Origin of the sequence: Streptomyces sp. NPDC052101, assembly GCF_040680235.1 — a bacterium.
Taxonomy (GTDB): Bacteria; Actinomycetota; Actinomycetes; order Streptomycetales; family Streptomycetaceae; genus Streptomyces.
Window position 1 is genome coordinate 143,578 of record NZ_JBFAWH010000003.1, and the last position, 14,300, is coordinate 157,877.

15 protein-coding genes and 1 riboswitch are annotated in these 14,300 nt (G+C 69.9%); of the genes, 7 read left to right on the plus strand and 8 right to left on the minus strand.

Annotated features, from left to right (window positions below; translation table 11 throughout):
• Positions 1-22 precede the first annotated feature (22 nt).
• Both nagA and AB0L75_RS07900 read right to left on the minus strand, forming a co-directional pair.
• A complete protein-coding gene (nagA, locus tag AB0L75_RS07895) occupies positions 23-1,168 on the minus strand; it encodes an N-acetylglucosamine-6-phosphate deacetylase (RefSeq protein WP_365176842.1) in 1,146 nt (381 codons plus the stop codon).
• A complete protein-coding gene (locus tag AB0L75_RS07900) occupies positions 1,168-2,142 on the minus strand; it encodes an ROK family protein (protein WP_365178039.1) in 975 nt (324 codons plus the stop codon). Before AB0L75_RS07900 ends, nagA begins: the two co-directional genes overlap by 1 nt.
• Before the next feature lie 141 nt (positions 2,143-2,283).
• Between AB0L75_RS07900 and AB0L75_RS07905 the strand changes: the two genes are divergently transcribed.
• The 3 genes from AB0L75_RS07905 (at position 2,284) to otsB (ending at position 4,722) form a co-directional block, all read left to right on the plus strand.
• Positions 2,284-3,540 (plus strand): extracellular solute-binding protein, encoded by a 1,257-nt coding sequence (locus tag AB0L75_RS07905; protein WP_365176845.1) that lies wholly within the window; start codon positions 2,284-2,286, stop codon positions 3,538-3,540.
• Positions 3,541-3,575: 35 nt separating this feature from the next.
• Positions 3,576-3,800 (plus strand): DUF3263 domain-containing protein, encoded by a 225-nt coding sequence (locus AB0L75_RS07910; protein ID WP_365176848.1) that lies wholly within the window; start codon positions 3,576-3,578, stop codon positions 3,798-3,800.
• An 88-nt stretch (positions 3,801-3,888) separates the two neighbouring features.
• Entirely contained in the window at positions 3,889-4,722 is an 834-nt protein-coding gene (gene otsB, locus AB0L75_RS07915) for a trehalose-phosphatase (RefSeq protein ID WP_365176851.1), read from the plus strand.
• Here the strand turns inward: otsB and AB0L75_RS07920 are convergent.
• Positions 4,710-6,167 carry a trehalose-6-phosphate synthase gene (locus AB0L75_RS07920; RefSeq protein WP_365176854.1) on the minus strand — a complete coding sequence of 486 codons (1,458 nt, stop codon included), beginning with the start codon at positions 6,165-6,167 and terminating at the stop codon, positions 4,710-4,712. The two genes, otsB and AB0L75_RS07920, sit on opposite strands and share 13 nt — an antisense overlap.
• 93 nt (positions 6,168-6,260) lie before the next feature.
• Complete coding sequence (locus tag AB0L75_RS07925; protein ID WP_365176857.1) at positions 6,261-7,205, minus strand: glucosyl-3-phosphoglycerate synthase; 945 nt, start codon at positions 7,203-7,205, stop codon at positions 6,261-6,263.
• A 128-nt stretch (positions 7,206-7,333) separates the two neighbouring features.
• A riboswitch (SAM riboswitch) is annotated at positions 7,334-7,498 on the plus strand.
• 17 nt (positions 7,499-7,515) lie between these two features.
• Here AB0L75_RS07925 and thrC point away from each other — a divergent pair.
• The 4 genes from thrC (at position 7,516) to groL (ending at position 11,729) form a co-directional block, all read left to right on the plus strand.
• Positions 7,516-8,799 carry a threonine synthase gene (gene thrC / locus AB0L75_RS07930; protein ID WP_365176860.1) on the plus strand — a complete coding sequence of 428 codons (1,284 nt, stop codon included), beginning with the start codon at positions 7,516-7,518 and terminating at the stop codon, positions 8,797-8,799.
• Between the two features lie 58 nt (positions 8,800-8,857).
• Positions 8,858-9,133, plus strand: coding sequence for a MoaD/ThiS family protein (locus tag AB0L75_RS07935; RefSeq protein ID WP_365176863.1), 276 nt, complete (start codon positions 8,858-8,860; stop codon positions 9,131-9,133).
• 432 nt (positions 9,134-9,565) lie between these two features.
• Positions 9,566-9,772 (plus strand): cold-shock protein, encoded by a 207-nt coding sequence (locus tag AB0L75_RS07940; protein WP_019057200.1) that lies wholly within the window; start codon positions 9,566-9,568, stop codon positions 9,770-9,772.
• Between the two features lie 334 nt (positions 9,773-10,106).
• Positions 10,107-11,729 (plus strand): chaperonin GroEL, encoded by a 1,623-nt coding sequence (groL, locus tag AB0L75_RS07945; RefSeq protein ID WP_365176867.1) that lies wholly within the window; start codon positions 10,107-10,109, stop codon positions 11,727-11,729.
• Positions 11,730-11,819: 90 nt separating this feature from the next.
• Here groL and AB0L75_RS07950 read toward each other — a convergent pair whose 3' ends face one another.
• From AB0L75_RS07950 to AB0L75_RS07965, 4 genes are read right to left on the minus strand one after another with little or no spacing between them, the layout of a single operon-like run.
• Entirely contained in the window at positions 11,820-12,257 is a 438-nt protein-coding gene (locus AB0L75_RS07950; RefSeq protein WP_365178042.1) for a Uma2 family endonuclease, read from the minus strand.
• The gene (locus AB0L75_RS07955; RefSeq protein ID WP_365176870.1) at positions 12,239-12,460 is read right to left on the minus strand and encodes a hypothetical protein; all 222 of its coding nucleotides are present in this window, start codon (positions 12,458-12,460) and stop codon (positions 12,239-12,241) included. Before AB0L75_RS07955 ends, AB0L75_RS07950 begins: the two co-directional genes overlap by 19 nt.
• Positions 12,461-12,510: 50 nt before the next feature.
• Complete coding sequence (locus AB0L75_RS07960; RefSeq protein WP_365176873.1) at positions 12,511-13,188, minus strand: Uma2 family endonuclease; 678 nt, start codon at positions 13,186-13,188, stop codon at positions 12,511-12,513.
• A gap of 59 nt (positions 13,189-13,247) precedes the next feature.
• Positions 13,248-14,069, minus strand: a complete 822-nt coding sequence (locus tag AB0L75_RS07965; RefSeq protein WP_365176876.1) for a hypothetical protein — start codon at positions 14,067-14,069, stop codon at positions 13,248-13,250.
• Positions 14,070-14,300: the final 231 nt, after the last annotated feature.

Genomic DNA, 14,300 nt, shown 5'->3' on the forward strand with positions numbered 1-14,300 from the left:
GTTCAGGGAAAAGACGGGCAGATCAGGCCAGTTGGGGCGGGGCGATCACCCACTCGCCCTGCCGCATGACGGCCTTGAGGTCGAATGCGGCGTCCAGCAGGACCAGGTCGGCGTCCTTGCCGGGTTCCAGGGAGCCGATGCGGTCGGCCATGCCCAGCAGACGGGCCGGGTTGGCCGACAGGGCGGCCACCGCGTCCTCCACCGGCAGCCGGTCGACCGTCACCGCCCGCTTGAACGCCCGGTCCAGGGTGAGCGTGGAGCCCGCGATCGAGCCGCCCTCCACCAGCCGGGCCACCCCCTCGCTGACCTCGACCTCCAGTGGGCCGAGCATGTAGCGGCCGTCGCCGATCCCGGCCGCGTCCATCGCGTCCGTGATGAAGGCGACGCGGGAGGCGCCCGCGTGGTGGAACGCCAGCTCCAGGGCGGCGGGGTGCAGGTGCGTGCCGTCGTTGATCAGCTCGACCGTCACCCGCTCGTCCTCCAGCAGGGCCGCGATCGGGCCGGGGGAGCGGTGGCCGAGGGTGGGCATCGCGTTGAAGAGGTGGGTGGCGACCGTGGCGCCCGCGTCGATGGCCTCGATCGTCTGCTCGTAGGTGGCGTCCGTGTGGCCGATCGCGGCGATCACGCCGTGCTCGGCGAGCAGCCGTACCGAGTCGATGCCGCCCGGCAGCTCGGTCGCGAGCGTGACCATCTTCGCCTTGCCGCGCGCCGCGTCGATCAGCTTGCGCACCTCGGCCGGCTCCGGGTCGCGCAGCAGTTCCTCGGAGTGCGCGCCCTTGCGGCACGGCGAGATGAACGGCCCCTCGAAGTGGATGCCCGCGATGTCGCCCTGCTCGGACAGCTCGCTCAGCAGCCCGGCCTGCCGCACCAGCAGGTCCATCTCGTCGGTGACGGTGGAGGCGACGAGGGTGGTGGTGCCGTGCAGGCGGTGCGTACGGATGGCCTTCAGTACGTCGTCCGCCGTACCGGAGAAGGAGGCTCCGCCGCCGCCGTGGTTGTGGATGTCGACGAAGCCGGGCACCAGCCAGTGGCCGGTGACGTCGATCACCTCGGCGTTCTCGGCGGTCGTGGCCGCGATCTTCGTACCCTCGACGGACACGCGGCCGTCGTCCACCACTGCGCCGGGCAGCACCACCCGAGCACCTGTGAGAACCAAGCTGGGAGCCATCAGGCGGTTACCTCCGAGGGGTCGGTGGAGTCGGGGTCGGGATCGGGGTCAGGGTCGGTGGAGTCGAGCAGGTCGCGGGCCAGCAGGCCCGCGCCCAGGCAGCCGGCCGTGTCACCCAGGGCCGCAGGGACGATGGCCGGCAGTTTCTGGAAGGTGACCCGCCGCCGGACGGCGTCCCGCAGGGGCTGGAACAACACTTCCCCCGCCTCCGCGAGACCGCCACCGATGATCAGGGTGCGCGGGTCCAGCAGGGTGAGCGCGGTGACCAGCCCGTCCGCGAGCGCGTCCACCGCCTCCTGCCATACCCGGACGGCGTTCGGGTCGCCGGACGCGACGGCCTCGGCGCAGTCGGCGGCGTCCGCGTCCGGGTCTCCCGAGGCCGCCGCCCAGGTCTCGCTGACGGCGGACGCGGAGGCGTACCGCTCCAGGCAGCCGCGCTGCCCGCAGGGGCAGGAGACCCCGCCGGGTCGTACGACGACGTGCCCGATCTCGCCCGCGAAGCCGTGCGCGCCCGCCTCCACCCGGCCGTCGATGCCGATGGCGCCCGCGATGCCGGTGCCGAGCGGCACGAACAGGAAGCGGTCGGCGCCCTTGCCCGCGCCGATCCGGCCCTCGGCGAGGCCGCCGGTGCGCACGTCGTGGCCGAGGGCGACGGGGATGCCGAGCCGCTGCGTGAGCAGCGCGCGCAGCGGTACGTCTCGCCAGCCGAGGTTGGCCGCGTAGGAGGCGACGCCCTGCTCCTCGTCGACGATGCCGGGGACCGCGATGCCCGCGGCGACGGCTGGTGCGCCGTACCGCTCGGCACCGTACGCGCGCAGCTCGGCGGCGAAGTCGAGGATCGTTCCGACCACCGCGTCCGGTCCACGCTCGCGTCCGGTGGCGCGGCGGGCGCGGTGGAGCAGCTCGCCGCCGTCGCCGACCAGCGCGGCCTTCATCCCGGTACCGCCCACGTCCAGGGCGATGACATGTCTCACCACGGCCCTAGTGTGGCCCGGCCACCCGCGAGAGGTCTAGTCCACTCGCGTGGTGTAGACCTTATGTGTCCATATATTGAACGGTCAGACAGCAGGGTTGGAGCTTTGACGGTGCGTCGGCGTACGGCAGGAACGATCGCGGTGGTGTCCGCACTGGGCATGACGGCGGTCCTCGGCGGCTGCGGGAGTACGGGCTCCTCCGACGTGACACTGAGACTGGTCGCCGCCGACTACGGCGACTCCCCGGCCAACAGCTCCAAGAAGTACTGGGACACCCTGGTCAAGGCGTACGAGTCCAAGCACCCCGGTGTGAAGATCGACGTCAGCGTGTACTCCTGGAACGACGTCGACGCCAAGGTCAAGGACATGGTCGCCGCGGGCCACGCCCCCGACCTGGCCCAGATCGGCGCCTACGCCGACTACGCGTCCGCCGGCAAGCTCTACCCGGCCTCCGACCTGCTCTCCATCCGCACCCAGGCCGACTTCCTCTCCCAGCTCTCCGAAGCCGGCCAGTGGAACCACACGCAGTACGGCATCCCCTTCGCCGGCTCCACGCGCGTGCTCTTCTACAACAAGACCCTGTTCGCCAAGGCCGGCATCACCACCCCGCCCACCAGCTGGGACGACCTGGCCGCCGACGCCAAGGCGCTCAAGGACAAGGGCGTGCAGTACCCCTTCGCGCTGCCCCTCGGCCCAGAGGAGGCCCAGGCCGAGACCATGCAGTGGCTGCTCAGCGGCGGCAGCGGCGGCACGGGCTACACCGACGACGTCGGCACGTACACCATCGACTCCGCGCAGAACGTCGACACCTTCACCTGGCTCAAGGACGACCTCGTCGGCAAGGGCCTGACGGGGCCCGTCGCGCCCGGCAAGCTCAACCGCGCGGACGCCTTCGCCGCGTTCGCCGACGGCCAGGTCGGCATGCTCAACGGGCACCCCACGCTGATCCAGCAGGCCGAGAAGAAGGGCGTGAAGTTCGGCATGGTGCCGACTCCGGGACCCCACGGCAAGACCAGGGCCTCCATGGGCGTCACCGACTGGATGATGGCCTTCAAGCAGAACGGGCACGCCGAGCAGATAGGCGACTTCCTGAACTTCGTCTACAGCGAGAAGAACGTCCTCGACTTCTCCCGCGAGTACGGTCTGCTGCCGGTCACCGGCTCAGCCTCCAACGCCATGAGCGAATCGGACTCGGCCCCCGACAGCGCCCTGCACCCCTTCCTCGACCAGCTGCCCACCTCCGAGCTGTACCCCGTCGGCAAGACCTCCTGGGCGGCGGTCAGCGCGGCCGTGAAGCAGAACATCGGCCGTGCCGTCGACCCCGCCGGCAGCCCCGCCGGCGTCCTGTCCCGCCTCCAGTCGACGGCGACCGCGGCGGACAGCAGCAGCAAGAGCTGACCGGGCTGTCAGTGCCCGGCGTTACTGTGGCTGCCATGGAACTCGGCCGTCGCGAACAAGCCATCCTCGCGCTGGAGCGCCGGAGCTTCTCCGGCCCCGGCGCGAAGGAGAGGGCGATACGCGAGGAACTGGACCTCGCCCCGGTCCGCTACTACCAGCTGCTGAACGCGTTGCTGGACGACGAGAGAGCCCTGGCGCATGATCCGGTGACGGTGAACCGCCTGCGCAGGGTACGGGAGTCCCGCCGCTCGGAACGCTGACTTCCCGAGTGGGAAAACGGGGCCCACGGGCGGAGCCCTTCGCGGAGCCCCAGGAGTGAGCCCGGCCGAGTCTGGATACTGTCGCGGTATGGACCCTCTGCCGACCCCGCAGACCCAGCCCGGCCGAGACGGACTCGCCGCATTCCTGGCGAAGCCGAGCGCAGCGCTCGTCGGACTCGACTTCGACGGCACACTGGCCCCCATCGTCGCCGACCCCGAACAGGCCCGCGCCCACCCCGAGGCCGTACCCGCCCTCGCCGCCCTCGCCCCGAAGGTCGCCTCCGTCGCCGTGATCACCGGCCGCCCCGCCGGAGTCGCGGTCCGCTACGGCGGCTTCGCCGGCGTCGCCGGACTGGAGCACCTCACCGTCCTCGGCCACTACGGCGCCGAGCGCTGGGACGCGGTCACCGGCACCGTCACCGCCCCGGCCCCGCACCCCGGCGTCGCGGCCGCCCGCGCCGAACTGCCGGGCGTCCTGGACCGCGCCGGAGCCTGGCACGGCACCTGGATCGAGGAGAAGGGCCGGGCGGTCGCGGTCCACACCCGCCGCGCCGACGACCCGCAGGCCGCGTTCGAGGCCCTGCGCGGCCCCCTCACCGACCTCGCCACCCGGCACGGCCTGATCGTCGAGCCCGGCCGCATGGTCCTGGAACTGCGCCCGCCGGGCATGGACAAGGGCGTGGCACTCGGCGCGTACGTCCGCAAGATCGGCGCCGAGTCGGTCCTCTACGCCGGCGACGACCTCGGCGACCTCCGCGCCTTCGACGCCGTCGACGAACTCCGCTCCGACGGCGTCCCGGGCCTGCTGGTCTGCAGCGGCAGCGCGGAGGTCGCGGAACTGGCGGAGCGCGCGGACCTGGTGGTGGACGGCCCGGCCGGCGTGGTGGATCTGCTGCGGGCGCTGGCGGCTCAGCTGGACTGAGCCTCCAGGGCGTGCAGTTGGTCCAGGAACCATCGGGCGGGCGGTAGCGCGGTGGCCGCGGCGGACAGCCGCTTCGAGCGTTCCGTCCGCTCGCCCTCCGGCATGCTCAGCGCGGAGTGCAGCGCCCGCGCCGTCCCCTCGATGTCGTACGGGTTCACCACGAGGGCGTCGGCGCCCAGGTCCTCGTACGCCCCCGCCTCCCGGGACAGCACCAGCGCGCAGCCCCGGTCGGAGACGACCGGTACCTCCTTGGCGACCAGGTTCATGCCGTCCCGGATGGGGTTGACCAGGGCGACGTCGGCCAGGCGGTAGGCGGCCAGCGAGCGCGCGAAGTCGTCCTTGACGTGCAGCACGACCGGGGTCCAACCGGGCGTCCCATAGGCCGAGTTGATCTCCTCGGCCACCCGCTGCACCGCGGCCGTGTAGTCGCGGTAGACGGCGAGGTCCTGCCGCGACGGATACGCGAACGCGACATGCACCACCCGCTCGCGCCACTCGGGGTGCTCGTCCAGCAGCTGCCGGTACGCCAGCAGACCGCGCACGATGTTCTTGGACAGCTCGGTGCGGTCGACGCGCACGATGGCCCTGCGGCCCTCGCCGATCTCCGCCCGCAGGGCCGCCATCCGTTCCTCGACGTCCGGCTCGTGGGCCCGGGCGCGCAGGAAGTCCGCGTCCGCGCCGAGGCCGTGCACGCCGATCCGGGTGTCCGAGGGCGCCTTGGGCCCCAGCACCGCGTGACAGCACTCCGCGAAGGCGTCCGCCCAGCGCCGGGTCAGGAAGGCCGCCCGGTCCGCGCCCAGGATGCCGTTCAGCAGCGCGGCCGCGATGTCGTCGGGCAGCAGCCGGAAGTAGTCCGGCGGCGCCCACGGGGTGTGCGAGAAGTGGCCGATCCGCAGGTCGGGGCGGAGTTCGCGGAGCATCCCGGGCACCAGGCACAGGTGGTAGTCCTGCACCAGCACCGCCGCCCCGTCGGCCGCCTCCTCGGCCAGCGCCTCGGCGAACGCCCGGTTGTAGGCCTCGTACGACGCCCACTGCCGCCGGAACTCCGCGTCGAAGACCGGCTCCAGCGGGGTCTGGTAGAGCATGTGGTGGATGAACCAGAGCACCGAGTTGGCGATGCCGTTGTAGGCGTCCGCGTGCACGCGTGCGTCGATGTCGAGCATCCGCACCCGCTGCCCGCCGGTGTCCTCGGCCGGCAGCAGCCCGCCGGCCGCCCGCCGTACGGCCGCCCGGTCGCCGTCGCCGAGCGCCGCGCACACCCACACCGAGCCGGCGTCCGGCCCGATGGCGGACAGCCCCGAGACCAGCCCGCCGCCGCCCCGCTTGGCGCGCAGTGAGCCGGACCCCTCGGCCCCTTCGTCGTCGTACACCGTGTACGAAACCGGGCCGCGGTTGGACGCGACCAGAACCCGAGCCTTCTCGGCAGCACCCTGCGTGGAAGCCATGGTCGAAAACCTAGCCCGGCCCGGAAACGCTCAAACGTACGGACGGGCGCGGCGTACGGACGTATACGACCGGATCACGCGTGTACAACCGGATCACGCCACCTTGCGCTCGGCGTACTCCGCGATCTCCAGCATCGGCGGGCGCTCCTCGGTGTCCACCGAGTAGGTGCGCGGCTCGAAGCCGTCCTCGCCCCGTTCGAACTGGGTCAGCGTGGGGCGCACCAGGTGGCCGCGGGCCAGCCGGAGCTGGGCCGTGCGGTAGATCGCCGCGGCCATCCGCCCCAGCGCCTGTCCGTCCTGGTGGCGGTGGATGCGCACACCCACGTCCACCTGGGCCAGCGCGTCCAGCCCCACCAGGTGCAGTGCGTCCACCAGCATGCCCAGCTCCACGCCGTAGCCGACGGGGAAGGGGAGCTGTTCCAGCAGGCTGCGGCGGGCCGCGTACTCGCCGCCCAGCGGCTGGACGAAACCGGCCAGCCGCGGCCAGTGCATGTTCAGCAGCGGGCGGGCCATCAGCTCGGTGACCCGGCCGCCCTGCCCCGCCGTCCCGGCGAGCGGGCGGTCGTACATGGCCTTGACCAGGTCGACGCCCGGCTCGGTGAGCAGCGGGCCGACGATCCCGGAGACGAAGTCGGAGGAGAACTCCCGCAGGTCGGCGTCGACGAAGCAGAGGATGTCCCCGCCGGTGACCAGCAGGGACCGCCAGAGCACTTCACCCTTTCCGGGGACGGCCGGGATGCGGGGCAGGATCTCGTCGCGGTGAACGACCCGCGCGCCCGCGGCGGCGGCGACCTCGGAGGTACGGTCGGTGGAGCCGGAGTCCACGACGACGATCTCGTCGACGAGCGGAACCTGCTCCACGAGGTCGTGCCGGATGATCGCGACGATGTCGCCGACGGTCTCCTCCTCGTTGAGCGCGGGCAGCACGACACTGACGGTCTGGCCCGTGCGCTGCTTGGCGGACAGGATCCGGTGGAGCGGGCGATCGGCCACGGACCAGGAGCGGGTGGCCAGCCAGCGCTCGACTTCTTCCAGCACGGTCTGCGGCTCCTCACGTGTCTCGCGGTTCGGACGACTATCTCAACTGTCCAGGCCTTCGGTTACAGTCTTGAACAACGCCGATGACCATCGCATGTCGGGGGTCGCGTGCGTCCACAATCGAATACCGCTCATCCAGAGGGGCAGAGGGAAACGGCCCGATGAAGCCCCGGCAACCCTCCAGTCGGTTCTCGTAGATCAGCCTGATCAGGTGTGATCGCTCAGCGAGGCTCCCGGCTAGGGAAGGTGCCAAATCCGTCTCATGGCGAGATGCGCCATGAGGAAGATGAGGAGAAAGGGCCTCGCCTCCATGGCTGTGCAGACAGTTGCAACCACCAGCGATTCCACCGTCGACCTCGGTCCCGCCGCGGCCCTGAGCTGCCGGGAGTGCGGTCACCGCGTCCCGCTCGGCCCCCTGTTCGCCTGCGCGGAGTGTTTCGGCCCGCTGGAGATCGCCTACGACTTCTCCGGCTACGACACCGAAGAGCTGCGCCGCCGTATCGAGGCCGGTCCCGCGAACATCTGGCGGTACGCCCCGCTGCTGCCCGTCCCCGCGGACGTGGCCGGCAAGCCGAACCTGAACCCGGGCTGGACCCCACTCGTCAAGGCCGACAACCTCGCCCGCGAGCTGGGCGTGACCGGCGGCCTGTATGTGAAGGACGACTCCGGCAACCCGACGCACTCCTTCAAGGACCGCGTGGTCGCCCAGGCCCTGGAGGCCGCCCGCGCCTTCGGCTTCACCACCCTGTCCTGCTCCTCCACCGGCAACCTCGCCGGTGCCGTCGGCGCCGCCGCTGCCCGGGCCGGCTTCCGCTCCTGCGTGTTCATCCCGCACGACCTGGAGCAGGGCAAGGTCGTCATGGCCGCGGTCTACGGCGGCGAGCTGGTCGGCATCGAGGGCAACTACGACGATGTGAACCGCTTCTGCTCCGAGCTGATCGGCGACCCGGCCGGCGAGGGCTGGGGCTTCGTCAACGTCAACCTGCGGCCGTACTACGCGGAGGGCTCCAAGACCCTCGCGTACGAGATCTGCGAGCAGCTCGGCTGGCGGCTGCCGGACCAGATCGTGGTCCCGATCGCCTCCGGCTCCCAGCTCACCAAGATCGACAAGGGTCTGAAGGAGCTGATCGAGCTGGGTCTGGTTGAGGACAGGCCCTACAAGGTCTTCGGCGCGCAGGCCGAGGGCTGCTCGCCGGTGTCCACGGCCTTCAAGGCGGGCCACGACGTGGTCCGCCCCCAGAAGCCCAACACCATCGCCAAGTCCCTCGCCATCGGCAACCCCGCCGACGGCCCCTACGTCCTGGACATCGCGCGCCGCACCGGCGGCGCCGTGGAGGACGTGACGGACGCGGAAGTCGTCGACGCGATCAGGCTGCTCGCCAGGACCGAGGGCATCTTCGCGGAGACGGCGGGCGGTGTGACCGTCGGCGTCACCCGCAAGCTGGTCAAGGACGGCGTCCTGGACCCGACGAAGACCACGGTGGTTCTCAACACCGGCGACGGCCTCAAGACGCTGGACGCGGTGGCGGGTACAGGGCTCACCGCGACCATCCGTCCCAGCCTGGAGTCGTTCCGCGAGGCGGGGCTCGTCTAGCCGCAGATCCAACACAGCCCTGCGCCCCTAGGGCGTCACCCTGACCGGAGGTTTCATCGTGAGCGTGACCGTTCGCATCCCGACCATCCTGCGCACCTACACGGGCGGGCAGGCCGAAGTGGCCGCCGAAGGGGCCACCCTCGCCGAGGTCATCGAGGACCTGGAGAAGAACCACACCGGGATCGCCGCCCGCGTCCTGGACGACCAGGGCAAGCTGCGCCGGTTCGTCAACGTCTACGTCAACGACGACGACGTCCGCTTCGAGCAGGGCCTGCAGACCGAGACCCCGGACGGCGCCGGTGTCTCCATCATTCCGGCGGTCGCCGGCGGCTGATCGTTACCTTGGGTAACTTCAGTTACTCATTGTTCATTGAATTGCCTCCTCCGTGAGAGAAGCGGAGGGGGCAATTCTGCGTGATTGAGCGCGGTACAGTTGGGGAACCCGGTCTCGGCCTTCGGGTCAGGACCCCTGGAATCACGCTGTACGCCCGACAAGAAGTAGCCAAAGTGCGCGGGTTCTATGCGGCTTTTGTGTCGTTTGCGTGCCCCGACTTGCCCTGAAGTCGGGTGAATTCTCCCCACATTCCGGACCGTTCCCGTCCAGAATTCTCGTCCGATTGACCTGTTGCAGACGGCAGTTGGACAGATACATTCAGCCGCGGTCGACGCGTTCCGGCGCACGCCCCCGACCGATTTGGGGGGTGAGGTCTGACCCGGATCCGCGAAGTGTGGATCTGTGCAAGGGCCAGTAATAGGGGAGTTAGGCATGGCTCAGGGCACCGTCAAGTGGTTCAACGCGGAGAAGGGGTACGGCTTCATCGCGGTCGACGGTGGTGCGGATGTTTTCGTCCACTACAGCGCGATCCAGATGGACGGTTACCGCACCCTGGAAGAGGGGCAGCGGGTCGACTTCGAGATCTCGCAGGGCCAGAAGGGCCCGCAGGCGGACATGGTCCGGCTGGCGACCAGCTGAAGCACGCGTCGACTGACAACGACGTTCTTCTGTTCATTGTCGAAGGGCCCGTACCTCCTGGGTGCGGGCCCTTCGGCATGCCCGGCACCCCCCGGCGCCCCCTGTTCGCGCGCGGCTGAGCGCCCCCTCCGGCATGCCCGAGGCGCTTGCACTCGGGGGTGCCGAGTGCTAATCATTGGCGTTAGCACTCTGAAGGTGAGAGTGACAAAGAAGGACCGGGTCGGTGAGGCCCGCAGGCCACGTGGGGCAAGGAACCACAGGCCGGCGAGCCGTCCGTCGCGGGCGCGGGCGCGGTCCGAAGGAATCACCCCCAGTCCTGGAGGGACCACTTCACATGGCCAAGATCATCGCGTTCGACGAGGAGGCGCGGCGCGGCCTCGAGCGCGGCATGAACCAGCTCGCGGACGCCGTCAAGGTGACGCTCGGCCCCAAGGGTCGCAACGTCGTCCTCGAGAAGAAGTGGGGCGCCCCCACGATCACCAACGATGGTGTCTCCATCGCCAAGGAGATCGAGCTCGAGGACCCGTACGAGAAGATCGGCGCCGAGCTGGTCAAGGAAGTCGCGAAGAAGACGGACGACGTCGCCGGTGATGGCACGACGACCGCGACCGTCCTGGCCCAGGCCCTGGTCAAGGAAGGCCTGCGCAACGTCGCGGCCGGCGCCAACCCGATGGCTCTGAAGCGCGGTATCGAGAAGGCCGTCGAGGCCGTCTCCGCCGCCCTGCTGGAGCAGGCGAAGGACGTCGAGACCAAGGAGCAGATCGCCTCCACCGCGTCCATCTCCGCCGCCGACACCCAGATCGGCGAGCTGATCGCCGAGGCCATGGACAAGGTCGGCAAGGAAGGCGTCATCACCGTCGAGGAGAGCAACACCTTCGGTCTGGAGCTTGAGCTCACCGAGGGCATGCGCTTCGACAAGGGCTACATCTCCGCCTACTTCGCGACCGACATGGAGCGCATGGAGGCGTCGCTCGAGGACCCGTACATCCTCATCGCCAACTCCAAGATCGCCTCGGTCAAGGACCTGCTCCCGCTGCTGGAGAAGGTCATGCAGTCGGGCAAGCCGCTGCTGATCATCGCCGAGGACGTCGAGGGCGAGGCCCTGTCGACCCTGGTCGTCAACAAGATCCGCGGCACCTTCAAGTCCGTCGCCGTCAAGGCCCCGGGCTTCGGCGACCGCCGCAAGGCCATGCTCGGCGACATCGCCATCCTCACGGGCGGCGAGGTCATCTCCGAGGAGGTCGGCCTCAAGCTGGAGAACGCGACCCTGGACCTCCTGGGCCGCGCCCGCAAGGTCGTCATCACCAAGGACGAGACCACCATCGTCGACGGCGCCGGCTCCTCGGAGCAGGTGGGCGGCCGGGTCAACCAGATCCGCGCCGAGATCGAGAACAGCGACTCGGACTACGACCGCGAGAAGCTGCAGGAGCGCCTGGCGAAGCTCGCCGGCGGTGTCGCGGTCATCAAGGCCGGTGCCGCCACCGAGGTGGAGCTGAAGGAGCGCAAGCACCGCATCGAGGACGCCGTCCGCAACGCGAAGGCGGCCGTCGAGGAGGGCATCGTCGCCGGTGGTGGCGTGGCCCTGCTGCAGGCCTCCTCGGTCTTCGAGAAGCTGGACCTGGAGGGTGACGAGGCGACCGGCGCCAACGCCGTGAAGCTCGCGCTGGAGGCCCCGCTGAAGCAGATCGCCGTCAACGGTGGTCTCGAGGGTGGCGTCGTCGTGGAGAAGGTGCGCAACCTGGCCGTCGGCCACGGTCTGAACGCCGCCACGGGCGAGTACGTCGACATGATCGCCGAGGGCATCATCGACCCGGCGAAGGTGACCCGTTCCGCGCTGCAGAACGCCGCCTCCATCGCCGCGCTGTTCCTCACCACCGAGGCCGTCATCGCCGACAAGCCGGAGAAGGCCGCCGCGGCCGCTCCGGGCGGCATGCCGGGCGGTGACATGGACTTCTGATCGACCTGACGGTTGATCGCCTGTCCTACGGACCGAGGGCGGTACGTCCAGCTTCTGGCTGGGGGTGCCGCCCTTGGGCGTTTACTGAGGTCAGTCGGCGTACTCCTTGAGTTCCTCGGTGTCCAGGGTGATGCTCACCGGCGGCGGGAGGTCGACGGTGGCGCCCCAGGGGTGGGAGAAGGACTGCTGGTAGCGGCCGTCCTTCGGTTCGCTGTAGACGGTGACTGCGCTGTTGTCGCGGTCGATGAGGAGGTAGACGGGGATCTCGGCCGTTGCGTAGCCGATCGGCTTGTCGATGCGGTCGCGCTGGTTGGTGTCGCGGTCGCCGACTGTGATCTCCAGGACCATCAGGATGCCGTCGGGGTCGGACCATTCGCCGTGCCCTTTGAAATGGCCGCGCCGCGCGAAGGCTCCGTCCGTGCGGGCTCGTCCATTGCGGTCGGCCTGCGTCTTGACACCAGAGAAGGGGTAGAGGCCATGGCCAGGACGCTGGAGGAGGCACTGGCGCGTCAGCCACGTGGAATGCAGGAGTGGTTGCCGTCCTGAGGGGCTTTGACCTCTAGTTTTCCGTTGAGGTACTCAAGCCGGACGGTCTCCGGCGCCCGGCGCTCCAGCTCCTCGAAGTCCTCGACGCTGAGCGGATCCCTGGTGCGGACACGCCCGTCGACGAATTCCAGCTGCACGTTCGGCGGGGCCGCTTCGGCAAGATCCTCGAAGTCCTCGGTGGGCATCGGCAAGCGTCTTGTGGCGCAGGGGGTCATGGCGTTGCTTGTGTCCACGGTCAGTCGGCGTAGTCCTTGAGGTCCTCGGTGTCGAGGGTGACGTCGACCGGGCAGGGGAGTGCGACGGTGGCGCCCCAAGGGTAGGACGGGGACTGTTGGTAGCGGCCGTCCTCGGGTTCGCTGTAGACGACGAGCGTGTCGTTGTCGCGGTCGATCAGCAGGTAGATGGGGATTCCGGCTTCGGCGTAACCACGGACCTTGTCGATGCGGTCGCGTCGGTCGGTGTCACGGTCGCGAGAGGTGACTTCCACGACCATGAGGACGCCGTCGGGGTTCGCCCAGTCTCCCTCCTGGGCGATGAAGTGGTTGAACGGGGTCAGCGCACCGTCTGCGCAGGCGTGGCCCTTGCGGTAGGCCCCGACCTTGAGCTGCTGTTCGGGGTACAGGGCCAGCTCGGGACGTAGCTGCATGAACAGCCGGAGGAGCCACATCACGATGCCCCGGTGACGCTGGTCAGGCATCGGCTTGACCTCTAGCCTTCCGTCGATGAGTTCGAGCTTGACGCCCTCTGGAGCCTTACGGGCAAGCTCCTCGAAGTCCTCGACCGTGATGCGGTCGCCCTTCACGTACAGCCGCCCGTTGATGAATTCGAGCTGCACGTTTTTCGGGGCCCTGCGGGCAAGCTCCTCGAAGTCCTCGACGGACATCTGCGGGCGATGGGCGGTGCTGGGGGTCATGGTGTCGCCTCCTCCCCTCCATCGTGCCCCGGGGTGGTGTCGTCGGACCGTAGGAGCGGTCATGTGGGTGTCCTTTCGCTTCGTCGTCGTACGGACATGGCAGCCCGGATCTCTCCTGCGCGGGTGCGGACTGCGAGGGCGGGCAGGGGCGTACTGGGGTGCGCGGGGGCGCGTCCGCCTCGGCAGCCGCTGCACACGCCCCCAGGTAGTGCTTCCGGCCGCCCCGGCACCCCGCACTCCGCGCACTCCAGGACCCGGCGCGGTGGGCGTGGGGCTACCGGCTCGGGCGGGAGTTTGTCGGTCAAGCGGCGGCGGAGCAGGGCCGCTGGGCTGTGTACGGGGGTCGGCAGGCCTGCGGTCAGTGCGGTCCGGAGTGTTTCCTCCGTGGCTCCGCGTGCGAACCACTCCTCCACCAGCGGGGCGAGTGCGGCGCAGTCGGCGGCGGAGAGGGACAGGACCGGGGCCGTACGACCCAGGGCGGCGAGGAGGATGTGGGCGCGGGAGCGGGTGGGGCCGGGCCGTTCGGGCGGTTCCTCCGGTACGTCGCCGCGTGTGAACGCCGCCCACCAGGTGTCGTCGCGTGCGGCACGGGAGAACCACGTTCGGGTGATCCAGCGAGAGCCGCCGTCTTCCGTCTCCAGCCGCTCCCTTCCTCGCCGTAAGTGCCCTGCCGCCTGGAGCCGGTTGAGGGCCGTGCGAAGCGCGCACTGGCCGTACGGGAGCTGCTTGGCCAGCGTTTTCACCGAGATGTCGGCGCCGTCGGGGAGACGGTCGACGTACGCGGCGATGGCCGCTTCGCGGGGCGGGAGGTGTGCGAAGTCGTGGTTGGTGCGGGGGCGTTGGTCCGATGCCGAGCGCTTGCCGTAACCCGGATTGGCCATCGGGTGGGGGGGAGGCGTGCGCGGACAGGGGGGCAGCACTAAGCTTGGCGTCAGCCACGTGATCGGGGGTCCGTCCGGTCTCGTAGTCAGACCCCCGCAGGTGTTGCTAGCACCTTGCGGGGGTTGTTCGTTATGCGGGCACGCTAAGGCCTCGTGACTGTCTGTCGCAAGTCGGTCGCGCCAAGTCAACTCACAGGGCGGGAGGGTGGGTTGAGGCCCGCCTCTCATTCC